Below are 22,223 nucleotides of genomic sequence, written 5' to 3' on the forward strand. Positions count from 1 at the left end.
CACGGTGGCCGGCAGTGGTTATTCAGGAGAGCTCATGAGCGTTAAAGACACACCCATCGGTTCGGTATCCCAGGTATTACGCCCCATTCGCGGGCGGCTGATACTTGCTGCAGTACTGGCCGCCCTTGGGACCATGCTGACCCTGGTGCCCCTGGCCGGCATCGCCCACATTGCGCGACTGGCCATGGGCGACGCAGCCAGTTGGGTCCAGCTGCAAGGCCCGGTCTGGCAAGTGGTCGGCGTCAGCCTGGCCTGCCTGTTCCTGGGCATGATCTTGATTTCGCTGGGGGAGATGGTCGCGCACCTGGCCGACAACCACATCACCGGCCACCTGCGCCAGGCCATCACCCGTCGGTTGGCCAGGGTGCCGCTGGGCTGGTTCACCCGTCGTGCTTCGGGTGAGGTCAAGCAGGCGATGCAGGATGACATCGGCACCTTGCACAGCTTGACGGCGCATTTTTTCACCACCCTCGGCCGCACGCTTGGGGCGGTGATCATCGCCATCCTCTACCTGTTTGCCATGGACTGGCGCATGGCGATTGTCTCGCTGCTGCCGTTCCCGCTGTTTTTCCTGTTTTTCACCCGCGCCACCAAGGCCAGTGGCGCGAACATGCAAGCGTTCGGCGCCGGCATGATGCGCATCAACAATGCCGTAATCGAGTTCGTCAACGGCATTCCCGTGGTCAAGGCATTTGGCGCCGAGGGCAAGGCCCATGGCAGTTACCGGAGTGCGGTGGATGCCTTTGCCGCTGCGTTTACCGACTTCACCCGGCCACTGGTCAGTGCGATGGCCAACGCCCACGCCATGATCACACCCGTGGCGGTACTCGGTGTGGTGCTGGCGTCCGGTACGTTGGGGGTGAGCCAGGGCTGGCTGGCTCCGGTGGACATCCTGCCGTTTGCCCTGGTCGCTCCGGGCATCTGCGCGCCGCTGTTGCTGCTGAGCTATATCACCCACGACCTGAACAACGCGACCGCCGCCGCCCAGCGCGTGCAAAGCCTGCTGCAAACCCCTGTGCTCGAAACCCTGCCAGGCACGTCAGCACCATTGCCGGAAAACGCTGAAATTCGCGTCGAACACCTGAGCTACCACTATAACGACGACGCCCCGGTGCTCCAGGACCTGAACTTCACCCTCAAGCCGGGCACCGTGACCGCCATCGTCGGCGCATCCGGTTCCGGCAAGTCGACCCTGGCGCGCCTGCTGCTGCGTTTTTTCGACCCTACCGAAGGGCGTATCACCCTGGGAGGGGTCGACCTGCGCCACATCGAGAGCACTCAGTTGTACCGGCGCATCGGTTTCGTCTTGCAGGAAGTACGCCTGATTCACGCCAGCCTGCGCGACAACATCGCCCTGGGCCGTCCCTCGGCCAGCCAGCAGGAAATCGAGGCCGCCGCGCGTATTGCGAACATCCACGAACGCATCCTGGACCTGCCACGGGGCTATGACTCGGTGATCGGTGAAGATGCACAGCTTTCCGGCGGTGAGTTGCAGCGCGTCAGCATCGCCCGCGCCGTGTTGCTCGACCCACCCGTGCTGGTACTGGATGAAGCCACGGCGGCAGCCGATGCCGAGAATGAGGTCAAGCTGCAACAAGCCCTGTCGCGATTCGCCCAGGGGCGCACGCTCATGGTGATCGCTCACCGGCTCGACACGGTGATGCACGCCGACCAGATCATCCTGATCGACAACGGCACCCTCTGCGAGCAAGGCACCCACGCCGAGTTGCTCGCGCGCAAAGGTCGCTACGCCAGGCTGTGGGCGTTGGGCGGTTATGAACAAGCCAGGGAACAGGCGGTGTCGTCATGCTGAAAACCTTTATTCAACTGCTCGGCGAAGACGCTTCGGTGCTGCGCCGCTACCTGGCGATGGCGCTGGTCTATGGCCTGCTCTGCGGGGTGACGATTGTCATGCTGGTGCCGATCCTCACCCACTTGTTGGCGGGGGATACCCACATCGCCGCGCAATGGCTGATCGCGCTGGTCGTCGGTGTGGTGGTGTGCTGGGCGCTGCGACGCAGCGTGGAAAAAGCCGGCATCCGCGTCGGCATCGCCGTGCTCCAGCGCGGGCGCCACCGCCTTGGCGACCATGTGGCGCAGTTGCCCGTCGGCTGGTTCAGTGCGCACAACACGGCGCGGCTCAGCCATCTGGCGACCTCGGGCATGATGGAAATGGCGCAGTTGCCCGCACACGTGTTCACGCCACTGTTGACCGGTGTGGTCACGCCGGTGGTGATTCTCATCGCGCTGTTCACCCTGCACTGGCCAATGGGCCTGGTTGCCCTGGCGACCCTGCCGGTGCTGCAGGGCGTGTTCGTGTTGACGGCACGGTTGGGGCAGCGAGCCGACCACGACTTCCAGCACAACGCCGCCCTGACCAGTCAGCGCATGGTCGAGTTCGCCCAGGCGCAGTCGGTACTGCGTGCCTTCAATGGCGAGGACGGCGGTACCCGGTTTCTCGAACAGGCCATCGGTCGCCAGCAGCAGGCTGCCAGGCATCTGATCCACGTATCGGCGATGTCGGTGGTGTTCAATGCGTGGGCGGTGCAGGCCGGTTTTGCTGCGCTGCTGGTGGCTGCTACCCTGTGGCTGGGCGACCTGCTGGGCGCCGGCCTGGAGGCAGGCTCGGTCATCGCCGTGATGATTACGCTATTGCTGGTCAGCCGCTTTATCGACCCGCTGCTGGAAGTGGCCGGCTACAGCGAAGTGCTGCGCGGTGCCCGTGGCCAGTTGGGCGCGGTGCGCGAGATTTTTGCAGTCAAGCCGCTGCCGCAACCACAGGCCCCCGAGGCGCCTGTCGATAGCAGTGTCGAACTGTGCAACGTCAGCTTCGCCTATGCCGAGGGCCAGCCCGACGTGCTGCGCGAGGTCAGCCTGCGCATCGAACCGGGCAGCATGACCGCACTGGTGGGTGCGTCCGGCTCGGGCAAGACCACATTGGTGCGCTTGATCGCACGCTTCTTCGATGTGACCCAGGGCCACGTGAGCGTCGGCGGCGTGGATGTGCGCCAGATGTCCGGTGAGCAACTGGCCGGCCAGATCAGCCAGATCTTCCAGGATGCCTACCTGTTCCAGGGCAGCATTGCCGACAACATCCGTATCGGCAAACCCGCGGCCGGCGATGCCGAAGTAATGGAAGCGGCGCGACAAGCCGGCGTACTGGAAATCATCGAGCGACTGCCCCAGGGCCTGGACACACCGGTGGGCGAGGGCGGGGCACGCTTGTCCGGTGGCGAACGCCAACGGATCTCCATCGCCCGTGCGCTGATCAAGGATGCGCCGATCCTGCTGGTCGACGAAGCCACCGCAGCCCTGGATGCCGAAAACCAGGCCGCCATCGCCGAAGCGCTGGCGCGGCTGCGCGGCAAACGCACGCTGATCGTTATCGCCCACCAGCTGTCGACCGTGGTCATGGCCGACCAGATCCTGGTGCTCGATCAAGGCCGGCTCAGCGAACAGGGTTCCCATGCCCAATTGAGCGCCCAACCCGGGCTGTATGCCCACTTTCTTGCCCAGCGCAGGGCGGCAAAAGGCTGGCGGATCGCGGGTGAGGACGCTTCTTGAGTCGTACAGCATTAGTCGTCCTGTTTGTCGTGCTGTGCGTCCTGTCGCTGATGGTGGGGGTCAAGCAGGTGTCGTGGGTCGAGCTGCTGAGCTTTTCCGACGACGCCTGGCTGACCCTCACCGCCAGCCGGCTGCCACGCCTGGCCGCGCTGATCCTCACCGGGGTCGGGTTGGCCGTGTGCGGGGTGATCCTGCAGCAGATCGTGCGTAACCGTTTCGTCGAGCCCGGTACCAGCGGTGGGTTGGATGCCGCCAAGCTGGGCATTCTGATTTCTCTGACGGTCGCGCCGGGCGCCGGGGCCGCCGGCAGAATGCTGTTCGCCCTGGCCTTTTGCTTTGCGGCCAGCCTGATCTATGTCGCGATCATCCGGCGCATACAGTTCAAGAACACCGTAATGGTGCCGGTGATCGGCCTGATGTACGGCAGCGTGCTGAGCGCTGTCGCCGAGTTCTACGCCTACCGCCACAACATCCTGCAGAGCATGCAGGGTTGGATGCTCGGCGATTTTTCGAAGATCGTGCAGGGCAATTACGAGATCATCTACCTGATCCTGCCCATTGTCGTGCTGACCTACCTGTATGCCCATCGCTTCACCGTACTGGGCATGGGCGAGGGCATGGCCAGCAGCCTGGGCCTGAACTACGCCGCCAACGCGGCGCTGGGCTTGATGCTGGTGGCCGTCACCGTCTCTGCCACGGTGATTACCGTGGGCGCGATTCCCTTCGTCGGGCTGGTGATTCCCAACCTGGTGGCCCTGCACTACGGTGAAAACCTGGAGCGCACGCTGCCCATCGTCGCCCTGTGCGGTGCCTCGTTGCTGTTGATTTGCGACATCCTCGGCCGCCTGCTGATCTACCCCTTCGAAGTGCCGATCGGCCTGACTGCCGGCTGCATTGGCGGTGTGGTGTTCCTGGTGCTGCTGATCCGGAAGTACACATGAGACACATGGCTACCCGTTATGGCCTTTGGTTGCTGGTCTTGTTGCTGGCCCTTGGGTTCCTGTTGCTGGGCTCGGGCCTGGATTTCGATTACGTCATTCCCAAGCGGCTTACCCGCCTGGCCGCAATCGGCATTGCCGGCGTGTGCATTGCGTATTCGTCGGTGATATTCCAGACCATCGCCGGCAACCGCATCCTCACGCCGGCGATCATGGGCTACGAGGCGATCTACCTGTTGTTCCAGGCGTTGCTGATTCTGCTGCTGGGCACCCAGAGCCTGCTGCTTGGGCGTGACGGCAACGTGCTGTTATCGGTGCTGTTGATGCTCGGCTATTCGTGGCTCCTCCACCGTTGGCTGTTGCGCAACGGCAGTCACGACGTGTACCTGCTGTTGCTGCTGGGGTTGGTGTTGAGCATGGTGATGGGCACCTTCACCCAATTCATCCAGTTGAAGATCAGCCCCGGGGAGTTCTCGATTTTCCAGGGATTCAACTATGCCTCGTTCAACAAGGCGCAACCGGGGCAGGTGATCTATTCGGGCGTGTTGGTGGCGGCCGTGTGCTTCATCGCCCAGCGCACGTTGCCGGTGCTCGATGTCCTGGCCCTGGGACGTGACCAGGCGATTTCCCTGGGGGTCGACTACCCACGCAGCGTGCGCCTGCAACTGGCGCTGATCGCCATTCTGGTGGCGGTGTCCACCAGCCTGGTGGGGCCGACCGCGTTCATGGGCGTGTTCGTCGCCAACATCGCCTACGCCCTGGCCGGCACCACGCGGCACCGGGTCACCTTGCCCCTGGGCTGTGCGATTGGCATTGGCATTTTCATCATCGCTCAGTACCTGGTGGAGCAATGGTTCAACTACAACACCTCCGTGAGCATTCTCATCAACCTGCTGTGCGGTGTGTATCTGCTCGCGCTGATGATCCGAAACCGAGGCACCGCATGATCTCTCTCCAACACGTCTACAAAGCCTATGGCGCCAAGCATGTGCTGAGTGACGTCAGCGTGCAGTTCCCACCGGGGCAAGTGACCTCATTGATCGGCCCCAACGGGGCGGGCAAATCCACCTTGTTGATGTTGATTGCCCGTCTGTTGACGCCTACCCGTGGCGATGTACTGATGGACGGGCGCAGCATCGCCGACGTGCCGGTACGCGACTATGCCAGGCGCGTCGCCACCTTGCGTCAGTCGCCGGATTTCAACCTGCGCCTGACCGTCGAAGAACTGGTGGCTTTCGGGCGTTTCCCCTACAGCCGAGGCGCACTCACCGCCCAGGACCGGGTGGTGATCGACGAAGCCATCGAGTTCCTTTCACTGCAACCGCTGCGCCTTTGCTACATCGACGAGCTCAGCGGCGGGCAGCGGCAGATGGCGTTCCTGGCAATGACCATCGCCCAGCAGACCGATTACCTGCTGCTGGATGAACCGCTCAATAACCTCGACATGAAGCACGCTGTTCACATCATGCGCGCCTTGCGCCGCTTGTGTGATGAGCAAGGCCGCACGGTGATCCTGGTGGTGCATGACATCAACTTCGCGGCCAATTATTCCGACCATATCGTGGCGATGAAGGGCGGCGCCATCCACCGTCACGGGCCGGTCGACCTGGTAGTGACCGAGGCCAACCTGCGCGAGCTGTTCGACCTGGATTTCGAGATTCTGCACAGCCAACAAGGCTTCGTTTGCAACTACTTCAACCCATCACCTTCAAGGGAACTGACATGAGCACTGATCACACGAACAGAATGCGCGCGCTGCTGCTGACGATGGCCGTGGCGACCGGGCTGCAGGGGTGTGACAAACCGGCGCCGGAGGCCAAGGCCCCGGTCGCGGCGCAGGCGGCCTACGCGCCGATCACCATCGAGCATCCGCTGGGCACCACCGTGGTCACTCAGTTGCCGCAGCGGGTAGTGGCCTTCGACATGAGCGAACTCGACACCCTGGATCAACTCGGGGCCCCGGTGGTCGGCATCGCCAAGGACTACGTCGCCAGCTTCCTCACTCGCTACCGTGACGACACGAATGTCGCGGATGTGGGCACGACCATCCAGCCCAACCTGGAGCGCCTGCATGCGCTCAAGCCCGACCTGATCCTGATCTCTCCACTGCAGGCCCAGAGCTATAAGGAACTCAGCCAGATCGCGCCAACCGTTTACGACGACGTGGACCTGACCAACAAAAAAGGCAATTTCATCGAGACCGCCAAGGCCCATTTGACCCTGATGGGGCGCATTCTCGACAAGCCGGAACTGGCCCGCCAGAAAGTGGCGGAGATGGATGCCAAGGTCGAACAGACCCGCCAAGTCACTGCCGGTCGCCCCGAGAAGGCCTTGATCGTGCTGCATAACAACGGTGCCTTTACCTCCTACGGCGTGAAATCACGCTACGGTTTTGTGTTCGACACCCTGGGCGTCAAACCGGCCAGCCCCGACATCGAGGCCGGGCTGCATGGCCAGCCGATTTCCAATGAGTTCATTCAGCAGGCCGACCCGGACATTCTGTACGTCATCGACCGCACGGCAGTGATGGAGCACCGCCCGGCCCTCGACCTCAAGAGCCTGGACAACCCCCTGTTGCGCAAGACCAAGGCATGGAACAACGGCCGCGTGATCTTTGTCGACGCCCAGACCTGGTACCTGTGCACGGCCAGTGTGACCTGCCTTAACCGCATGGCGGACGAGGTGGTGCAAGGCTACAAAGGCTGATCCAGACACGCGTTCGTGTACCCAAAGCCGCTGCCATTCAGGCCGCGGTTTTTTTCTTGCGAATATTTATCATTTAGATTGAGGGTTTGGGGTTCTGGTACGGAATCCTAGTGAATGCACTTCAATACTTCGCATCGAAAGGAATCCAGCATGTCGGAACACGGCCGCCCAACTCGCGCCCACCCTGATTTATCCCAGGCCACACCGCGTACTTTCCCGTTTACCTTGAACCGCACGTTCTCAGCCGTGCAGATGGCCTTGCTGCTCGGTTTGAGCGGCGGCTCGCTGGCCGTGTCGGCGGCGCCTGAACCGGAGGCGGCCACCGAGGTTCGGCCCGAAGCGGAAAAGAACCGCCTGGTGCTGTCGGAAACCACCATCGTGGGCGAGCGGCTCGCCGCCGACGACCTGCCACCTGCGTACGCGGGTGGGCAGGTCGCCACGGGCGGGCGTATCGGGCTGCTGGGCAACAAGGACTTCATGGAAACACCGTTCAACGCCATCAGCTACACCGATGAATTCGTACGCAACCACCAGGCCAAGGACATCGGCTCGGTGATTGGTGCCACTGACCCGTCGGTCAACGTGCCGTCCAAGCGGTCCATCCTCGAAACCTTCTTCATCCGCGGTTTCAACACCAGCGCCAACGACGTCACCTTCAACGGCCTGGCCGGCATGGCGCCGAACCTGCGCGGCTCGACCGAACTGGCCGAGCGCATCGAAGTGCTCAAGGGCCCGTCTGCACTGCTCAACGGCATGCCGCCCGATGGCAGCGTCGCCGGCAGCATCAACATGGTGCCCAAGCGCGCCGCCGACGAGCCGCTGACGCGGATCACCACCAGTTACGAATCCAGGGGGCTGTACGGCGCCCACGCTGACGTGGGTCGACGTTTTGGCGAGCAGAACCAGTTCGGTATCCGCTACAACGGCGTGTACCGCGATGGCGACACCAGCGTGGACGACCAGCAGCAAAAAATGCAACTCAACGCCCTGGGCCTGGACTGGCGTACTGAGCGCGTACGCCTGTCCCTGGACGCTTACAAGCAGCGTGAGCGCCTGGATGGCGCCACCTATTTCGGCATCGGCATCTCGCCGGCGGTCAATAAAGTGCCCAGCCCGAGGAAGGGCAACCACTCCCTGGCACCGGACTGGGCCTACACCATCAACGACACCGAAACCGTGCTGGTCCGTGGCGAGGTCGACGTGAACGACTCGCTCACCGCCTTTGCCGCCTATGGCCAGCGCGACGGTGGCCGCAATGCCCTGATGACCCGTGACACGCTGATCAACAACACCGGGGACATCAACGTGCTGGCTTATCGCTCGGACGGGCAGGGCACGCAGAAGTCCGGTGAAGCCGGCCTCAAGGGCACGTTCGACACCGGCCCGGTTGGCCACGCCTGGTCTGTGGCCGCCACCCAGTACAAAACGGAGATGAGCTACAAGGACTTGATGATCCCCAACTATGTGGTCACCAACTACGACAACCTCGACTTCGGCCCGACACCGCCTCTGGGCAAATACGGCGCCGTCACCTCCCGCAGCGAAGCCAAGCTGAGAAGCTTTGCGTTCCTCGACACCCTGTCGTTCCTCGATGGCCGCGTGCAATGGACCGTAGGCTGGCGCAACCAGACCGTGGAAAGCGCCGGCCTGACGCCGGCCCGGGTCAAGACGTCCCGCTACAGCGACAGCAAGGTGTCGCCGGCGACGGCGTTGCTGGTCAAGGTCACCGACGACGTTTCGCTCTATGCCAACTACATCGAAGGGTTGTCCCAAGGAGGCACGGCACCCACCAGCGCCGCCAACTCGGGTGAAATCCTCAGCCCTTACCAGACCAAGCAGTATGAGGCCGGCGCCAAGTTCGACCTGGGCACCTTCGCCACCACTCTGGCTGTGTTTCAGATTGAAAAACCCAGCGCCTACACCGACCCTGTCACCAATATCTACGCCACCAATGGCGAGCAGCGTAACCGTGGCGTGGAATGGAGTTTCTTCGGTGAAGTACAACCCGGCCTGCGCCTGATGGGCGGCGCATCCTATACCCAGGCGGAGCTGACCAAGGCGTTGGTCAAGTCCAACGAAGGCAACCAGGTGACCGGCGTACCGAAGATCATCGCCAAACTGGGCGCCGAATACGACCTGGAAACGGTGCCGGGCCTGACCCTGACCGCCAACACCAACTACGTGGGCCGCCGCTACGTCACCGACGACCATCGTATGGAACTGCCGTCCTACACCGTGTTTGACGTGGGCGGCCGCTACACCACCAAGGTCATGTCCAAGCCCGTGACCTTGCGCGCCAATGTCGAAAACGTGGCCAACCGCGCCTACTGGATCGGTTCGTACAGCGGCGGCGACGGCAGCGGATTGTCCGGTGGCCTGGGTACGCCGCGTACGCTGCAGCTGTCGGCGTCGGTGGATTTCTAACCTTTAACCCGAGCGTGGGGGCGTCCGAGGATGCCGCCATGCCGGGTTGGCAAAGCGTTACGAACTCTCTGACGCATCGTGGGAATTAATCAAGGATCTGGTTTCTCCAGAGCGGAGAATGGGTCGCCCACTGCCTCTGTCCGTCAGGCAGATAAGGCCGCGCGCCGCAGCAAGGGGCTTGCTCGGCGCGCGGAGCGGCGGGTCACCAGTTGAAGTTCACCGAGGTCAGCAGGGTGCGCTCGTCACCGTAGAGACAGGTGGAGAAACTGCACTGCGCGTAGCGCTTGTCGGTCAGGTTGTTGGCGTTGACGGTCACGTCCCAGTGTTCGTCGATCCGGTAGCGCGCCATGGCGTCGAACAGGGTATAGGCTGGCATGGCCGAATCCATACCCGAGGCCTGTGTTGTGCCCATGTAGCGAGCGCCGGCGCCCACGGTCAGTTTCGGAATGCCCCAGTTGACGAAGTCGTAGCGGGTCCACAGGGCTGCCTGGTGGTAGGGCGTTTCGTCGGTACGTTGACCCACTTCGGCGGCGATCGCGCTCTTGGTGGTGCGTGCATCGGTATAGGCGTAGGTGGCGATCACGCTGAGTGCCGAGGTGATATCCGCCTTGGCTTCCAGCTCCAGACCGCGGGAGCGTTCCTCGCCGGTTTGGCGGAACTCGTCGGTCGCTGGATCCTGCTTGAGCACGTTGGTCTGGGTCAGCTCGTAGACGGCTGCGCTGAGCAGCATATTGCTGTCCTTGGGCTGATAGCGCACACCCACTTCGTACTGTTTGCCTTCGGTGGGGGTGAAGGTCTGGCCGGTGACTTGCGCAACGGAAACCGGGAAGAACGACTCGCTATAGCTGATGTAGGGCGCCAGGCCGTTGTCCGCCAGGTAGACCAGGCCAGCGCGCCAGGTGGTGGCTTCGTCGCTTTGGCTGGCCTTGGCGCCATTGCGATGCGCTGTCTGCTGCTGGTCGGCCCAGTCATGGCGGCCACCCACCTGCAGGACCCACTTGTCGCCGAACTTGATCTGATCCTGGAAATAGGCACCTTTTTGCAGCATGTCGAGCTGCGAACCACGGTCTAAGGAGCGGTTTTTGTTGACCACTACGGGCTGACCATAGTTGTAGCGACTCAGGTCCAGGCTGGGGGCTGCGCCTCGGAAGTTATGGGAGTCGTAGGAAGTGTCATAGCCGTCGAAACCGACCAGAACGGTGTGCTCGACGCTGCCGAGCTGCCATTTCGATTCGATATTGGTGTCGCTGCCCAGGGTTCGAGCACGCTCACGGCGATCACTGTATTGCCGTGCAAGGATGCCGGTGTTGGCGGCATTGCGGATCGCCGCTGCGGACGTCTGAGCTTGCAGGTAGTTCCACTTCACATCGGACTCGGAGTAACGCAGCTTGTGATTAAGCGTGAAGTGTTCGTTGAAGTGGTGGGTGAATTCGTACCCCAGGGCCGACATCTCGCCATTCATGTCGTCGTAGCCCGGCTCGCCGATAAAGTCGTGGCGGCCGATCTTGAAGGCGCCGTCACCCGCACCTTTGACCAACTGATAGGGCAGGGGCGCAGGGAAACGCGTATCGGTCTTCTGGTAGAAGGACAGCAGGGTCAGCGATGTGTCTTCGTCAGGGCGCCAGGTCAGCGCCGGGGCGATGTAGATCTTGTCGTCGTTGAGATGATCCTGCTGGGTGTCGCTGTTGCGGCTGAGCAGGGTCAGGCGATAGCTCAGGGTGTCGCTACCGGGCAGTGCGCCGCTGAAATCGGCGGCGAGCTGCTTGCGGTCATTGGAGCCTGTCTGCAGTTGCAGCTCATGAAGCGGCGTTTCGGTTGGGCGCTTGCTGACGCCATTTACCATGCCGCCGGGCGAGAGCTGGCCGTAGAGCACCGAGGCAGCGCCGCGGATGACCTCGACGCGCTCCAGGCCATAGGGTTCCTGAATGCCGTCGTAGGAGTTGTTCTGCAGGCGCAGGCCGTCGCGCAGCGAGCCGCCGGTGGCGGATTCGACGGAGAAGCCGCGCATGCGGAAACGGTCCGCAGTGCGGTTGAACGAGGTCGCGCTGGCGGTGAACCCTGGCGTGTAGCTCAGCGCCTGGGCCAACGTTTCCGCCTGGCGGTCGCGGATCTCGTCGCTCGTCACCACCGACAGCGACTGCGGCGTCTCGGTGATCGGCGTGTCGGTCTTGGTAGCGCTCATGTTGCGTTTGGCTACATAGCCGACCACATGCTCGGTGGGCTGTTCAACGCTTTGCCCGGTAACGTTGATGGCATCAATCTCCAACGGCGCAGCCGTGGCTGCCGGGTTGGTCTCAGCGGCATGCAGGCTGCCCGAGCCCAGGCTGGCCATGGCCAGTGCTAGCGCGGTAATGCTGAAGGCTGGGCGTCGGGCGAAACGTTCGGGGCTTAGGTGCGTAACCTGGCGCATGGCGAAGGTACATCCTCTGGTCTTCTGTTATGTGTGCGCAATGCGGAGGACTTTCTGTGATCCTTCACGCCAGTGCGCCGTGGCAGTCAGCAATAGCGCGCGAACTCTACATCTAAATGAGAAATATTTGTACTAGCTCACGCGTTATTGTCATCACCAAGATATTACTGCAAGCTAATGCGCATAAATGTTCAAGGCCTGGACGCTGCCCGAAAGGCAATGTCCGCCCTGAGCTGGACGAGATTCGCGGTGAACCCGCATGCCCGGCAATCTGCGCTGGCTCTGAGCCAAGAGGGCGCTGGCGCGGTGGTTCGAATTCGAGTGTGTATGCATGTTGAAAGCGATGGGGCTTCATCTCCAATTCGACGAATTGAAGGTGCTCGATGACATCAGTCTGACCATTCACGAAGGCTGCTTTACCGCATTGATCGGGGCCAATGGTTGTGGCAAGACCACGTTGCTGAACGTGCTGGCGCGCATGCTACGCCCGGCCAGCGGCGACGTCCTGCTGCAGGGTAAGCCCCACGTTCAGCTCTCGCGACGTGATCTGGCGAGGCAAATAGCGCTGTTGCCGCAACGCACCGCTTCGCCTGCCGGCATAACCGTGCGCGAGCTGGTCATGCAGGGGCGCTACCCCTGGCAAAGCTGGTGGCAGCAGTGGAGTGACGCCGATCAGCAGGCGATCGACCGCGCCGTGGCACTGGCCGACGTCGGCATGCTGCTGGACCGCACCCTGACCAGCCTGTCCGGAGGGCAGTTACAGCGCTGCTGGATTGCCATGACTCTGGCGCAGGAGACCCCGGTCATCCTGCTCGACGAGCCCACCACCTTTCTCGACATCGCTCATCAGATCGCCTTGCTCGAATTGCTCGCCGATCTGCGTGACCAGGGACGCACTGTCGTCGCGGTTCTGCATGACCTCAACCAGGCCGCGCGCTACGCCGATCAACTGGTGATGTTGCGCCAGGGCAAGGTGCACGCCCAGGGCACGCCTGCCGAGGTCTTCACTGCGGCCAACCTCAAGGCGGTGTTCGATCTGGATGCGCATATTCTCATCGATCCACATTCCGGTGATCCTCTGTGCGTGCCGGCTTCGCCTGCGCGCATTCGCGCACTCCACAGCCAGGTAGCCCGATGACGGGTGGGTGGCGCTGGTCGATCTGGTTATCGATCTTGATCGGCATCGGCCTGGCGTCGACGCTGCACCTGGCCGTGGGGGCCAAGTCGATCCCCTGGAGCGATGTCTGGCAGGCGCTGTTGGCGTATGACCCGAGTAATTCTGATCACAGTGTCATCCGCGGTTCGCGCCTGCCGCGCCTGTGGGTGGCGATGGTTGTGGGCGCCTGCCTGGGGCTGGCCGGCACGGTGATGCAGGCGGTGGGCGACAATCCGTTGGCCGACCCGGGCATCCTCGGCATCAACAGTGGTGCGGCCTTGTTCGTGGTGATTGGCTTGCTGGTGCTACCCGGCAATGACATGACCATGATTCCCCTGTTTGCCTTCAGCGGCGCTCTGGTGGCCGCCATCGGCGTCATGCTGCTGGCCGGGCGCACGCCCAATCCGGTGCGCCTGACGCTTTCGGGAGCGATGATGGCCGCGCTGTTCGGCGCCATCACCGCGATTCTGCTGCTGCTCGATCAGCAGGGGCTGGACAGCCTGCGTCGCTGGCTGACCGGCTCGCTGGGTATCAGTGGGGCAAACCTGCCGAGCTGGCTCTGGCCCTACCTGATCACCGGCATGTTGCTTTGCCTGCTCAATGTGCGGGCGTTGAATGCCTATCGGCTGGGCGCGCAGGTGGCCTCCAGCATGGGCGTCAACCTGTTGCGGATGCGGCTGTTGAGTTTGGCGGCCGTGGTGCTGCTGTCCGGTTGCGCGGTGGCGTTGGCTGGCCCCATCGGTTTTGTCGGGCTGGTAGTACCCCATGCGGCGCGGCTGCTGGTTGGCCACGACCTGCGGCAGCTAATGCTGGCCGCGCCGCTGCTGGGCGGCTTGCTGCTGGTGCTGGCCGATATAGTGGCGCGCACCCTCGTGAGCCCGTACGAACTCAACACCGGCATCGTCACCGCGCTGATTGGCGGCCCGGTATTCGTCGCGCTGGTACTGAGGAAGCTCAAGTGAGTCGCTGGCTGACTACGCCAAGGCGATGCCCCGGCTTGCCCTGGGTCGGCCGACCCATCGATGTGCTGGCGGCGTTGGTGCTGCTCTTGTTGCTGATGGGCTTGACGCTGTACGCGGCGAGCGTAGGCAGCTACACGACGGGCGTGGCTCAGCTCTGGCAGAGCCTGTTCGCCGATGATGAGACGGCGCTGGCGGCCAGCGTGCTGTGGGAGTTGCGTCTGCCGCGCATCCTGCTGGCGATACTCGGGGGCGCGGCGATGGCTCTGGCTGGCGTGTTGATGCAGTCACTGACGCGTAACCCACTGGCTGCGCCGGGATTGGTCGGGGTGGAGGCGGGCGCCAGCGTCACCATGTTGCTGATCCTGGTGCTGTGGCCGCAGGCTTTGCCGCTGTCGCTCTATCCTCTGGCAGCGTTGCTTGGCGGTCTGGCGGTGGCGCTGTTTATCGTCGCGCTATCCTGGCGCGGTGGCATTGCCCCGCTGCGCCTGATTCTGGTTGGTGTGGGGCTGACCGCCATGCTCGGTGCCGTCGCCGATCTGCTGATCACCTACGGCAATATTGATCGCGTCGAATCGGCGCTGATGTGGCTTGGCGGCAGCCTGCATCGCAGTGGCTGGCCGCAGGTGCAGAGCCTGCTGATCTGGCTGCTGGTGGCGGGCCTGCCCCTGTTGTTCTGTCATCGCCAGCTCAATCTCCTGCAGCTGGGAGAGAGCGTGGCGCTCAGTCGCGGCCTGAATGCACCGGTGATAATGCTCTTGCTGTTGCTGTGCAGCGTCACGTTGACGGCGGCAACGGTGGCCAATATCGGCGTGATGACCTTCGTTGGTCTGGTCGCGCCGCACCTGGCGCGGCAGTTGTGCGGTGACCGGCATGGCGCATTGTTGCCGCTGTCGGCCCTGTTCGGGGCCGTACTGGTTCTGCTGGGTGACACTTTGGGGCGCGGCTTGCTGCCGCCGTTGCAACTGCCGGCCGGTCTGGTGGTGGCGATTATCGGTGCGCCTTATCTGTTGGTTTTGCTGGCGCGGCAACGCAACCGTTGACGCGTGGTCACTTAAGGATATGACGAAGATGTTGGTGAAGTTCAAAGCCCTTTCCCTGATAGCCTGTGTACTGTTGGGCCTGAGTTCGATGCGCGCTGTCGCCGCCGAAACCCGTGTCTTCGAGAACCGTTTCGGCCGTGTCGAAGTGCCCGTCGCACCGCGTTGCGTGGTCTCCCTGCATGACCTGAGCCTGACCACCCAACTGCTCGAACTGGGCATAACCCCGTGCGGGTCCACGGGGCGCAAGAAGATGTTCTCGGACGCGTTGTTCCGTGGCGCTCAGCAGCGCTTCGATGTCTCCGGTATTCGCTATGTGGGTTCGCACCAGTCGCCCGATCTCGAGGCCATCGCGGCGCTCAAGCCTGACCTGATCATCGGACTGTCCTATCACCAGGACCTGAAAGAGCGCCTCAGCCGCATTGCCCCGGTGGTGCTGTTGCCAGCGCGCGAGACCGACATCAAGACTTACGCCAAGGAGCTGGCCGAACTGGTAGGCAAGCAGCAGCGCTACCAGAAGCTGCTGAACGAATACGAATGGATCGTCGGCGAATTCGCCAAGCGGGTGAAGGAACCGGGGCGTATCACGGTAACCACCCTGGAGGTGTATCCGGACGGTTTCCAGCTGATCGGCCGTTCCGGCATGGATGACGTAATCGCCGACTTCGGCCTGGGGCGCGTGTCGGCCTTCAAGGAGGCGCGTCAGAACGTGCCTTACAGCCTGGAGCGCATTGGCGACTTCGACAGTGATTTCATCATCGATACCTATGAGGAAATGCTCGGTTCGCAGGCAAGCACCGAGGCCTTCCGCCGTTCGCCGCAGTGGCAGAACCTGTTCGCGGTGAAGAACCATCAGTTCCTGTATTTCAACCGCAGTCGTTTTGCCGACACCATGCAGGGCATGATCGGCTCGGCCTACCTGCTGCTGTCGCATATTGGCGAGCGCGATTACAACCTGCAGGAAAAGTGATCCATCCAGCCTGGGTAAGCGGCTGCGGCCGCGCGGGTGATGGTTAAATAGTGCCCAGGACCTTAGGTTTAAATAATATTAGTTCGTGTTTGATAATGAGTCGGTTTTGCGATAATTTTGTGCCCCTCGTCAGTAGCACAAAGGAACGCAGATGCTTACCGATTTGCTCAACCGCGCAAACCATTCACTCGATGAGGTTCAGGCGGGTGTCGAGGTACCGCTGCCCTTTGTGTTGCGTGCCCCTGTGCCAGGCGACTCCTGGCGTGATCACGCAGAGCTGATCCGGCGTGCCGCCGACAGCAACCTGCAGACCACCGGTGGCATCCTCTTTCGCGATTTCGCCTTCCGCGACGCTAACGACTTCGAGGATTTCGCCCGCTGTTTCGGTCACGAACTGCTGACCTACGACTACGCCTCCACGCCACGCACCAAGCTCAACAGCCGCGTGTATACGTCGACCGAATACCCCGCTCACCAGGTCATTCCGCTGCACAACGAGCAGTCCTACTCGTTGAACTGGCCGATGAAAATCTGGTTTCACTGCATCCAGACCGCGCCGGTCGGCGGTGAGACGCCCATCGCCGACAGTCGCCTGGTCTATCAGCGCATCGATCCCGCCATCCGCCAGCGTTTCGCCGACAAGCGCCTGATGTACGTGCGCAACTATGGCAATGGTCTGGATCTCCCCTGGCAGCAGGCGTTCAGCACCGAGGATCGCAGCGAGGTCGAGCGCTTCTGTCGGCTCAACCACATCGACTTCGAGTGGAAGGACGACGGCGAGCTGCGTACGCGCCAGGTCTGCCAGGCCATCGCGCAGCACCCGGTCACCGGGGAGTGGGTCTGGTTCAACCAGGCGCATCTGTTCCACATCTCCAACCTCCCCGAAGCGCTGCGCGAAACGCTGGTGTCGATCGTCGGCGAGGAGGGCGTGCCGCGTAACGTCTTCTACGGTGATGGCTCGCCCATCGAGCTGGAGGCGCTGGAGCATGTGCGCGATGTCCTGCAGCGCACCCAGATCAGCTTCCCCTGGCAGGCGGGCGATGTGCTGATGCTCGACAACATGCTGGTCGCCCATGGCCGCTCCACCTTTCAGGGGGCACGCAAGGTGGTGGTGGCCATGGCTGAGCCCGCTTCGGCCGTCTGACGCTGAATAATCCTCGAAGCCACTGCCAGGGTGGCTGACCTCGAATCCGCACGATGAAGGACGACACATGCTCGATCGCTTGATGCATGACTGCTGGCTGCGCGGTATCCGCCTGTCCGCGAGCGAAGGCCGCCTGATGATTTTCACGGGCTTGCCTGAGGCTCTGAGTACCGAGTTGGAGCGTGAGCTGCACGTGCGCAGTGCGGAAATTCTGCCCTGGTTGGCGCGTCACCCTGACTACTTCCAGGCGCGCCCGCTCAACGATAACGAGCGGGCCCTGTGGTTCCTGCAGCGTATGGAACCCGGCAGTTGCGCCTACAACATCGCCCTGGCCGGGCGTATCAGGCCGCAGTACCTCTGGGCAGATCTGCCCCATCGTCTGGAGCGGGCCTGGCAGACGGTGCAGCAGCGTTATCCGCACCTGTGCAGTGCCTATGTCGAACGTGATGACGAGTTGCTGCAGTGGGACAGCCGCCCGCAGCCCACCTCATTGCAATGCGAAATCCGGCAGGACGCGGATGCCGCCAGTGTGCAGCGACGTGTCATTGAGCTGGCCGACAAACCCTTCGATCTGGCTGCCGGTGAGGTCAGCCGGCTGGTGCTGTTGAGCAACCAGTCGGGCGACCGTGTCGAGCATACGCTGCTGCTGGGCATCCACCATATCGCTTCCGACCTGACCACGTTCGACGTGCTGTTCGGTGAGCTGTTCGCCCTGGTCGACGGCGACGTGCTTGCTGATGTCGACCCCGAGGCCTATCGCAACTGGGGCAGCGCGTTGTACCTGCGCAGCGAGGCGATCGAGGCCGAGGAACTGACCTGGTGGCAGGCGCAACTGGCCGAAGCGCCGGCGCTGGACCTGCCCATCGACTTCGCCCGTGGCAGCACCCAGGGCTTCGAGGGCGCAGAGCTGTCGTTCCATTTTGGCGCGGACAACAGCGAGCGGCTGCGTGCGGTCGCCAAAGGCCTGGGCGTGACGCCCTACGTCTATTGGTTCTCACTGTTCCAGCAATTTCTCGGGGTGCTGTCCGGGCAGGATGATTTCGTTCTCGGTACGCCCAGTGGCTGGCGCCTGAAGCGCGAGCAGGCTGAACTGCCGGGCTATCTGGTCAACCCGTTGCCGGTGCGCTGCCGTTTGCGTCGTGACCTGTCCAGCGCTGAGTGGGCCAAGCAGGTGGCGGGCACTGTCCGGCAGACCTTGCACCATCGTCACTATCCCTTCGCGCGCCTGGCCAAGCACCTGGATCTGCCGCGGCAGATGGGCCGGGCACCGGTGTTCCAGCACATGTTCACGCTGAACAAGGAGCGTGACGTGCCGTTCGAGCGCTACATCGAGCGCATGATTGGCGAGCAGCGTGGTGCGGCCCACGAATTGAACCTGGTGATCATCGATGACCTGCCCGAGTTCGTCGGGCGCTGGCGTTACAGCAAGGCGCTGTATCGGCGCGAGAGCGTCGAGCGTTTTCAGGCGCAGTTCATTGCCCTGGTCATGGCGGCCCTGGAGCAGCCGGACGTGCCGTTTGCCGAATTGGACTGGCTGCCTCTCGAGCAGCGTTCGCAATTGTCCGGCGAATGCCTGCCGGTAGCGGAAGAGAGCGCCTGGAACGCTTTTGCCAAACACTGCATTGAGAAACCCCAGGCCATCGCCCTGGAGGATCAACAGGGGCAACTGAGCTATGCCGAACTGGCCAGCGCCGTGGTCGCCCGTGGCGAGCGCCTGCACGGTTCGTTGAGTGCGAGCGGTGATCGGGTTGCCCTTTGCCTGCCGCGCAGCCGCGAACTGGTGATGCACATGCTCGCCGCCTGGCAGTGCGGCGCGACCTATCTGGCCCTCGACCCGCAGTGGCCCGCGTCGCGTCTGCAGGATATTTGCCTGGATGCAACGCCCACTGTCTACGTGGGTGAGGGCGAACGGCCAAACTGGTTACCGACGCAGGTGCAGTGGCTGGCCGTGCCGGTCGAGGCGCTGTTCAGCGATGCGCCGCTGCGCACCCGCGTGCCGGCGGACGTGCCGGCCTACGTGGTCTACACCTCCGGCTCCAGCGGGCGGCCCAAGGGCGTGGAGGTGACCCAGGGCAACCTTGTGCACTATGTCAGCGCCTGCCTGGCGCGGCTGCGCTTGAGTGCCGACGCCAGCCTGACGAGCCTGGCCAGTTGCGCCACGGACCTGGGCCACACCGCCTTGTTCGGCGCGCTGCTCAGCGGCCGGCGCTTGCGCCTGCTGGACGAAGCGCTGGCCTTCGATGCCGAGGAGCTGGCGGCGCTGCTCGGGCAGCAGCCGGTGGACATGCTGAAGATCGTGCCCTCGCACCTCAACGCCCTGCTGGTGGCCAGCGAGCCGCAGCGCCTGTTGCCGCGCCAGTGCCTGGTACTCGGTGGCGAAGCCCTCGGCGCCGATCTGCTGGCGCGGGTGCGCGCCCTAAGCCCGCAGCTGCGCATCGTCAACCACTACGGGCCCAGCGAAACCACGGTGGGCGTGCTGACGCACGACGTCGAAGGTGAGGGTGACGCACCGCTCGGACGCCCCCTGGGCAACGTGCAAGTCAGCGTGCGCGGGCCGGATGGCGCAGTGCTGCCGGCTGGCGTCAGCGGCGAGTTGTATATCGAGGGCGCGACCGTGGCGCGTGGCTACCTGAGTGCCGGCGAGGCCGATCGGGCGCGCTTCGGTGCATGGGGTTACCGCACGGGTGACCGGGCACGCCTCGATCATCTGGGGCGGGTGCTGTTCCTCGGGCGCCTGGACGAGCAGGTGAAGATTCGCGGCTACCGCGTCGAGCCTTCGGAAGTGGCGGCGCAATTGCGTGCGCTGCCACAGGTCGATGACGTGCGCGTGCTCAACGCACCGACGCCCTTGACCGGCAACCGCCTGGTGGCCTTCCTGGTCGCCGGGCCGAGCGCACTGGCGGACATTCAGGCCGCGTTGCAGGCACGCCTGCCGGACTACATGCAACCGGCGCAGTGGCATTGCCTGGGGGCGCTGCCACTGCTGGCCAATGGCAAGGTCGATCGTCAGGCGTTGTTGAACCTGGCCGAGCAAGCACCGCGCAATCTCGAGGGGCGTACCGAACAGCCGTTGAGTGCACTGGAAAGCGCCTTGCTGGCGATCTGGCGTGAACTGCTGGGTCACCCGAACATCGGCCCGGACGACAACTTCTTCGCCCATGGCGGCGATTCGATTCTCGGCCTGCAGATCATTGCCCGTGCACGCCAGCAACAGATCACCCTCACCCCCAAGCAACTGTTCGCCGAGCCCAGCGTGCGGGCGCTGGCGCGGGTGGCGCAGACGCCACAGCGCGCCAGGGTCGAGCGGCTGCTGGTGATTGCCCGGGAGATTCTCGAAAAGCCCGATCTGCAAGCCGACGACAACTTCTTCGCGGTCGGTGGCGATTCGATCCTCAGCCTGCAGATCATCGCCCGTGCCAAGCAGCAGGGCCTGCAGCTCAAGCCCAAGCAGATCTTCGAGTTCCCTTCGGTCAGCGGCTGGGCCGAGCAGGCCGTGGACCTCGCCAGTGTGGTCGAGCAAGCCAAGGTCGATAGCGCCGAGCCAAGCGCCGCTTTTGCCCTGACGCCGATCCAGGCCTGGTTCTTCGACCAGCAGCAGGCCACGCCACAGTACTGGAACCAGTCCCTGTTGCTGGCCGTTCACCAGCCGCTGGAACCGGCGCGCCTGGCCCCGGCGCTGGCGAGCTTGTTGCGGCGTCACAGCAGCCTGCGGCTGACCTTCGAGCAGAGCGGGCAGGGCTGGCAGCAACGCTATCAGCCGCTGTCGGCGGCGATGGCCGACACGCTGCTGCAGGTGGTCGAACAGCCGCTGGACGACGCGCTGCTGCAGCAGTGGCAGCAGGGTTGGCAACTGGATCGAGCCCCGTTGATCCGCTGGGTGTATTTCATCGGCAGCGGGCACCTGCTGTGTACGGCGCATCACCTGCTGGTCGATGCGGTGTCCTGGCAGGTGCTGCTCGACGAGCTGGAAAGCCTGTACCACGACCCGCAGGCTTCGTTGCCGGCGGTTTCCACCCGCTTCGATCGCTGGAGCGAGGCCTTGCAGCGTCATCGCCAGGCCCCCGAGGTGCTGGCCCAGCGTGGCTACTGGCAAGCGCAGTTGGCCGAGGAGGGCGACGTCGCCCGTGATGTCAGCGTGTATGGCGAAAGCCGCACGCTGGAAACGAAACTGTCCCTGGAGAAAACCGAATGGTTGCTGGGCGACTGCCATGGGGCCTACAGCACCCAGGTGCAGGATCTGCTGGTCGCGGCACTGGCTGGCGTGATCGGCCAATGGCAGGGGCGTGAGCAGGTCACCCTGGAGATGGAAAGCCACGGTCGCAGTGGCTGGGAGCAGGGCCCGGATCTGTCGCGCTCGGTGGGTTGGCACACCAGCCGTTACCCATTGGCCGTGCGTGCCGCCGAACAGCCGGAGGAGGCGATCATCGCCGCCAAGGAGGCATTGCGCCGCGTACCGGAGCAGGGCATCGGCTACGGCCTGCTGCGCCTCGACCCACAGCACGGGCTGGGTGCCGCTTCGCTGCTTACCTTCAACTACCTGGGACGGGTCGACCAGTGGCTGGGGGGTTCGCGCCTGTGGCGCCTGGCGCAGCCGCTGTGCCCGGCCATGCGCGCCCCCGACACCCGCCGTACCCATCTGCTCGACGTGACCGCCCTGGTCGACCAGGGCCAGTTGCACATCGAATGGCGCTACGCCCCGCACGTGCATGACGAAGCCCTGATCGGCGCACTGGCGCAGCAGTTCCAGCAGGGTATCGAAGCCCTGCTCGAACATTGCCTGGCCCCCGAGGTTGGTCGCGCCACCGCTGCCGACTTCGCCGACTCGGGGCTTTCCGACGACGAATTCCTCGGCCTGCTCGAGCAACTGCAATGAGCACCCCCGGCGCCCCCACATCCCCAGCCCATGGCAAGG

At 63.5% G+C, this 22,223-nt stretch carries 14 protein-coding genes; 13 read left to right on the top strand and 1 reads right to left on the bottom strand.

All coding sequences use genetic code 11. From position 1 onward, the window contains the following. Positions 1–34: 34 nt before the first annotated feature. From BFP89_RS25215 to BFP89_RS25245, 7 genes are all read left to right on the top strand, one after another. Positions 35–1,813 (top strand): ABC transporter ATP-binding protein, encoded by a 1,779-nt coding sequence (locus tag BFP89_RS25215; RefSeq protein WP_065888162.1) that lies wholly within the window; start codon positions 35–37, stop codon positions 1,811–1,813. Next, on the top strand, positions 1,807–3,564 hold the full coding sequence (locus BFP89_RS25220; protein ID WP_065888163.1) for an ABC transporter ATP-binding protein: 1,758 nt from the start codon (positions 1,807–1,809) through the stop codon (positions 3,562–3,564). The genes BFP89_RS25215 and BFP89_RS25220 overlap by 7 nt, the downstream gene beginning before the upstream one ends. Then, positions 3,561–4,505 carry an ABC transporter permease gene (locus BFP89_RS25225; protein ID WP_083208151.1) on the top strand — a complete coding sequence of 315 codons (945 nt, stop codon included), beginning with the start codon at positions 3,561–3,563 and terminating at the stop codon, positions 4,503–4,505. The genes BFP89_RS25220 and BFP89_RS25225 overlap by 4 nt, the downstream gene beginning before the upstream one ends. Beyond that, a complete protein-coding gene (locus BFP89_RS25230; protein ID WP_065888164.1) occupies positions 4,502–5,449 on the top strand; it encodes an iron chelate uptake ABC transporter family permease subunit in 948 nt (315 codons plus the stop codon). Before BFP89_RS25225 ends, BFP89_RS25230 begins: the two co-directional genes overlap by 4 nt. Then, positions 5,446–6,228, top strand: coding sequence for an iron ABC transporter ATP-binding protein (locus tag BFP89_RS25235; RefSeq protein ID WP_065888165.1), 783 nt, complete (start codon positions 5,446–5,448; stop codon positions 6,226–6,228). Before BFP89_RS25230 ends, BFP89_RS25235 begins: the two co-directional genes overlap by 4 nt. Next, on the top strand, positions 6,225–7,208 hold the full coding sequence (locus tag BFP89_RS25240; protein WP_065888166.1) for a siderophore ABC transporter substrate-binding protein: 984 nt from the start codon (positions 6,225–6,227) through the stop codon (positions 7,206–7,208). Before BFP89_RS25235 ends, BFP89_RS25240 begins: the two co-directional genes overlap by 4 nt. A gap of 150 nt (positions 7,209–7,358) precedes the next feature. Next, positions 7,359–9,632, top strand: coding sequence for a TonB-dependent receptor (locus BFP89_RS25245; RefSeq protein ID WP_065888167.1), 2,274 nt, complete (start codon positions 7,359–7,361; stop codon positions 9,630–9,632). Between the two features lie 202 nt (positions 9,633–9,834). Here the strand turns inward: BFP89_RS25245 and BFP89_RS25250 are convergent, their stop codons facing one another. Continuing rightward, complete coding sequence (locus tag BFP89_RS25250) at positions 9,835–11,964, bottom strand: TonB-dependent siderophore receptor (protein ID WP_065888168.1); 2,130 nt, start codon at positions 11,962–11,964, stop codon at positions 9,835–9,837. Between the two features lie 421 nt (positions 11,965–12,385). On the opposite strand from BFP89_RS25250, the gene BFP89_RS25255 reads away from it, so the two are divergent. The 6 genes from BFP89_RS25255 to BFP89_RS25280 all read left to right on the top strand — a co-directional run bounded on the left by BFP89_RS25255 (position 12,386) and on the right by BFP89_RS25280 (position 22,184). After that, positions 12,386–13,180 carry an ABC transporter ATP-binding protein gene (locus BFP89_RS25255; protein WP_240998953.1) on the top strand — a complete coding sequence of 265 codons (795 nt, stop codon included), beginning with the start codon at positions 12,386–12,388 and terminating at the stop codon, positions 13,178–13,180. Then, the gene (locus BFP89_RS25260; RefSeq protein WP_065888170.1) at positions 13,177–14,160 is read left to right on the top strand and encodes a FecCD family ABC transporter permease; all 984 of its coding nucleotides are present in this window, start codon (positions 13,177–13,179) and stop codon (positions 14,158–14,160) included. Before BFP89_RS25255 ends, BFP89_RS25260 begins: the two co-directional genes overlap by 4 nt. Next, positions 14,157–15,200: a FecCD family ABC transporter permease gene (locus tag BFP89_RS25265; protein ID WP_065888171.1), complete on the top strand. Its 1,044-nt coding sequence runs from the start codon at positions 14,157–14,159 to the stop codon at positions 15,198–15,200. The genes BFP89_RS25260 and BFP89_RS25265 overlap by 4 nt, the downstream gene beginning before the upstream one ends. A gap of 28 nt (positions 15,201–15,228) precedes the next feature. Then, positions 15,229–16,167: an ABC transporter substrate-binding protein gene (locus tag BFP89_RS25270; protein ID WP_176718442.1), complete on the top strand. Its 939-nt coding sequence runs from the start codon at positions 15,229–15,231 to the stop codon at positions 16,165–16,167. 151 nt (positions 16,168–16,318) lie between these two features. Further along, on the top strand, positions 16,319–17,311 hold the full coding sequence (locus BFP89_RS25275) for a TauD/TfdA family dioxygenase (protein WP_141689135.1): 993 nt from the start codon (positions 16,319–16,321) through the stop codon (positions 17,309–17,311). A gap of 67 nt (positions 17,312–17,378) precedes the next feature. Next, on the top strand, positions 17,379–22,184 hold the full coding sequence (locus BFP89_RS25280) for a non-ribosomal peptide synthetase (protein WP_065888173.1): 4,806 nt from the start codon (positions 17,379–17,381) through the stop codon (positions 22,182–22,184). Positions 22,185–22,223: the final 39 nt, after the last annotated feature.

Source organism: Pseudomonas sp. 31 R 17, assembly GCF_900004915.1.
Taxonomy (GTDB): domain Bacteria; phylum Pseudomonadota; class Gammaproteobacteria; order Pseudomonadales; family Pseudomonadaceae; genus Aquipseudomonas; species Aquipseudomonas orientalis_A.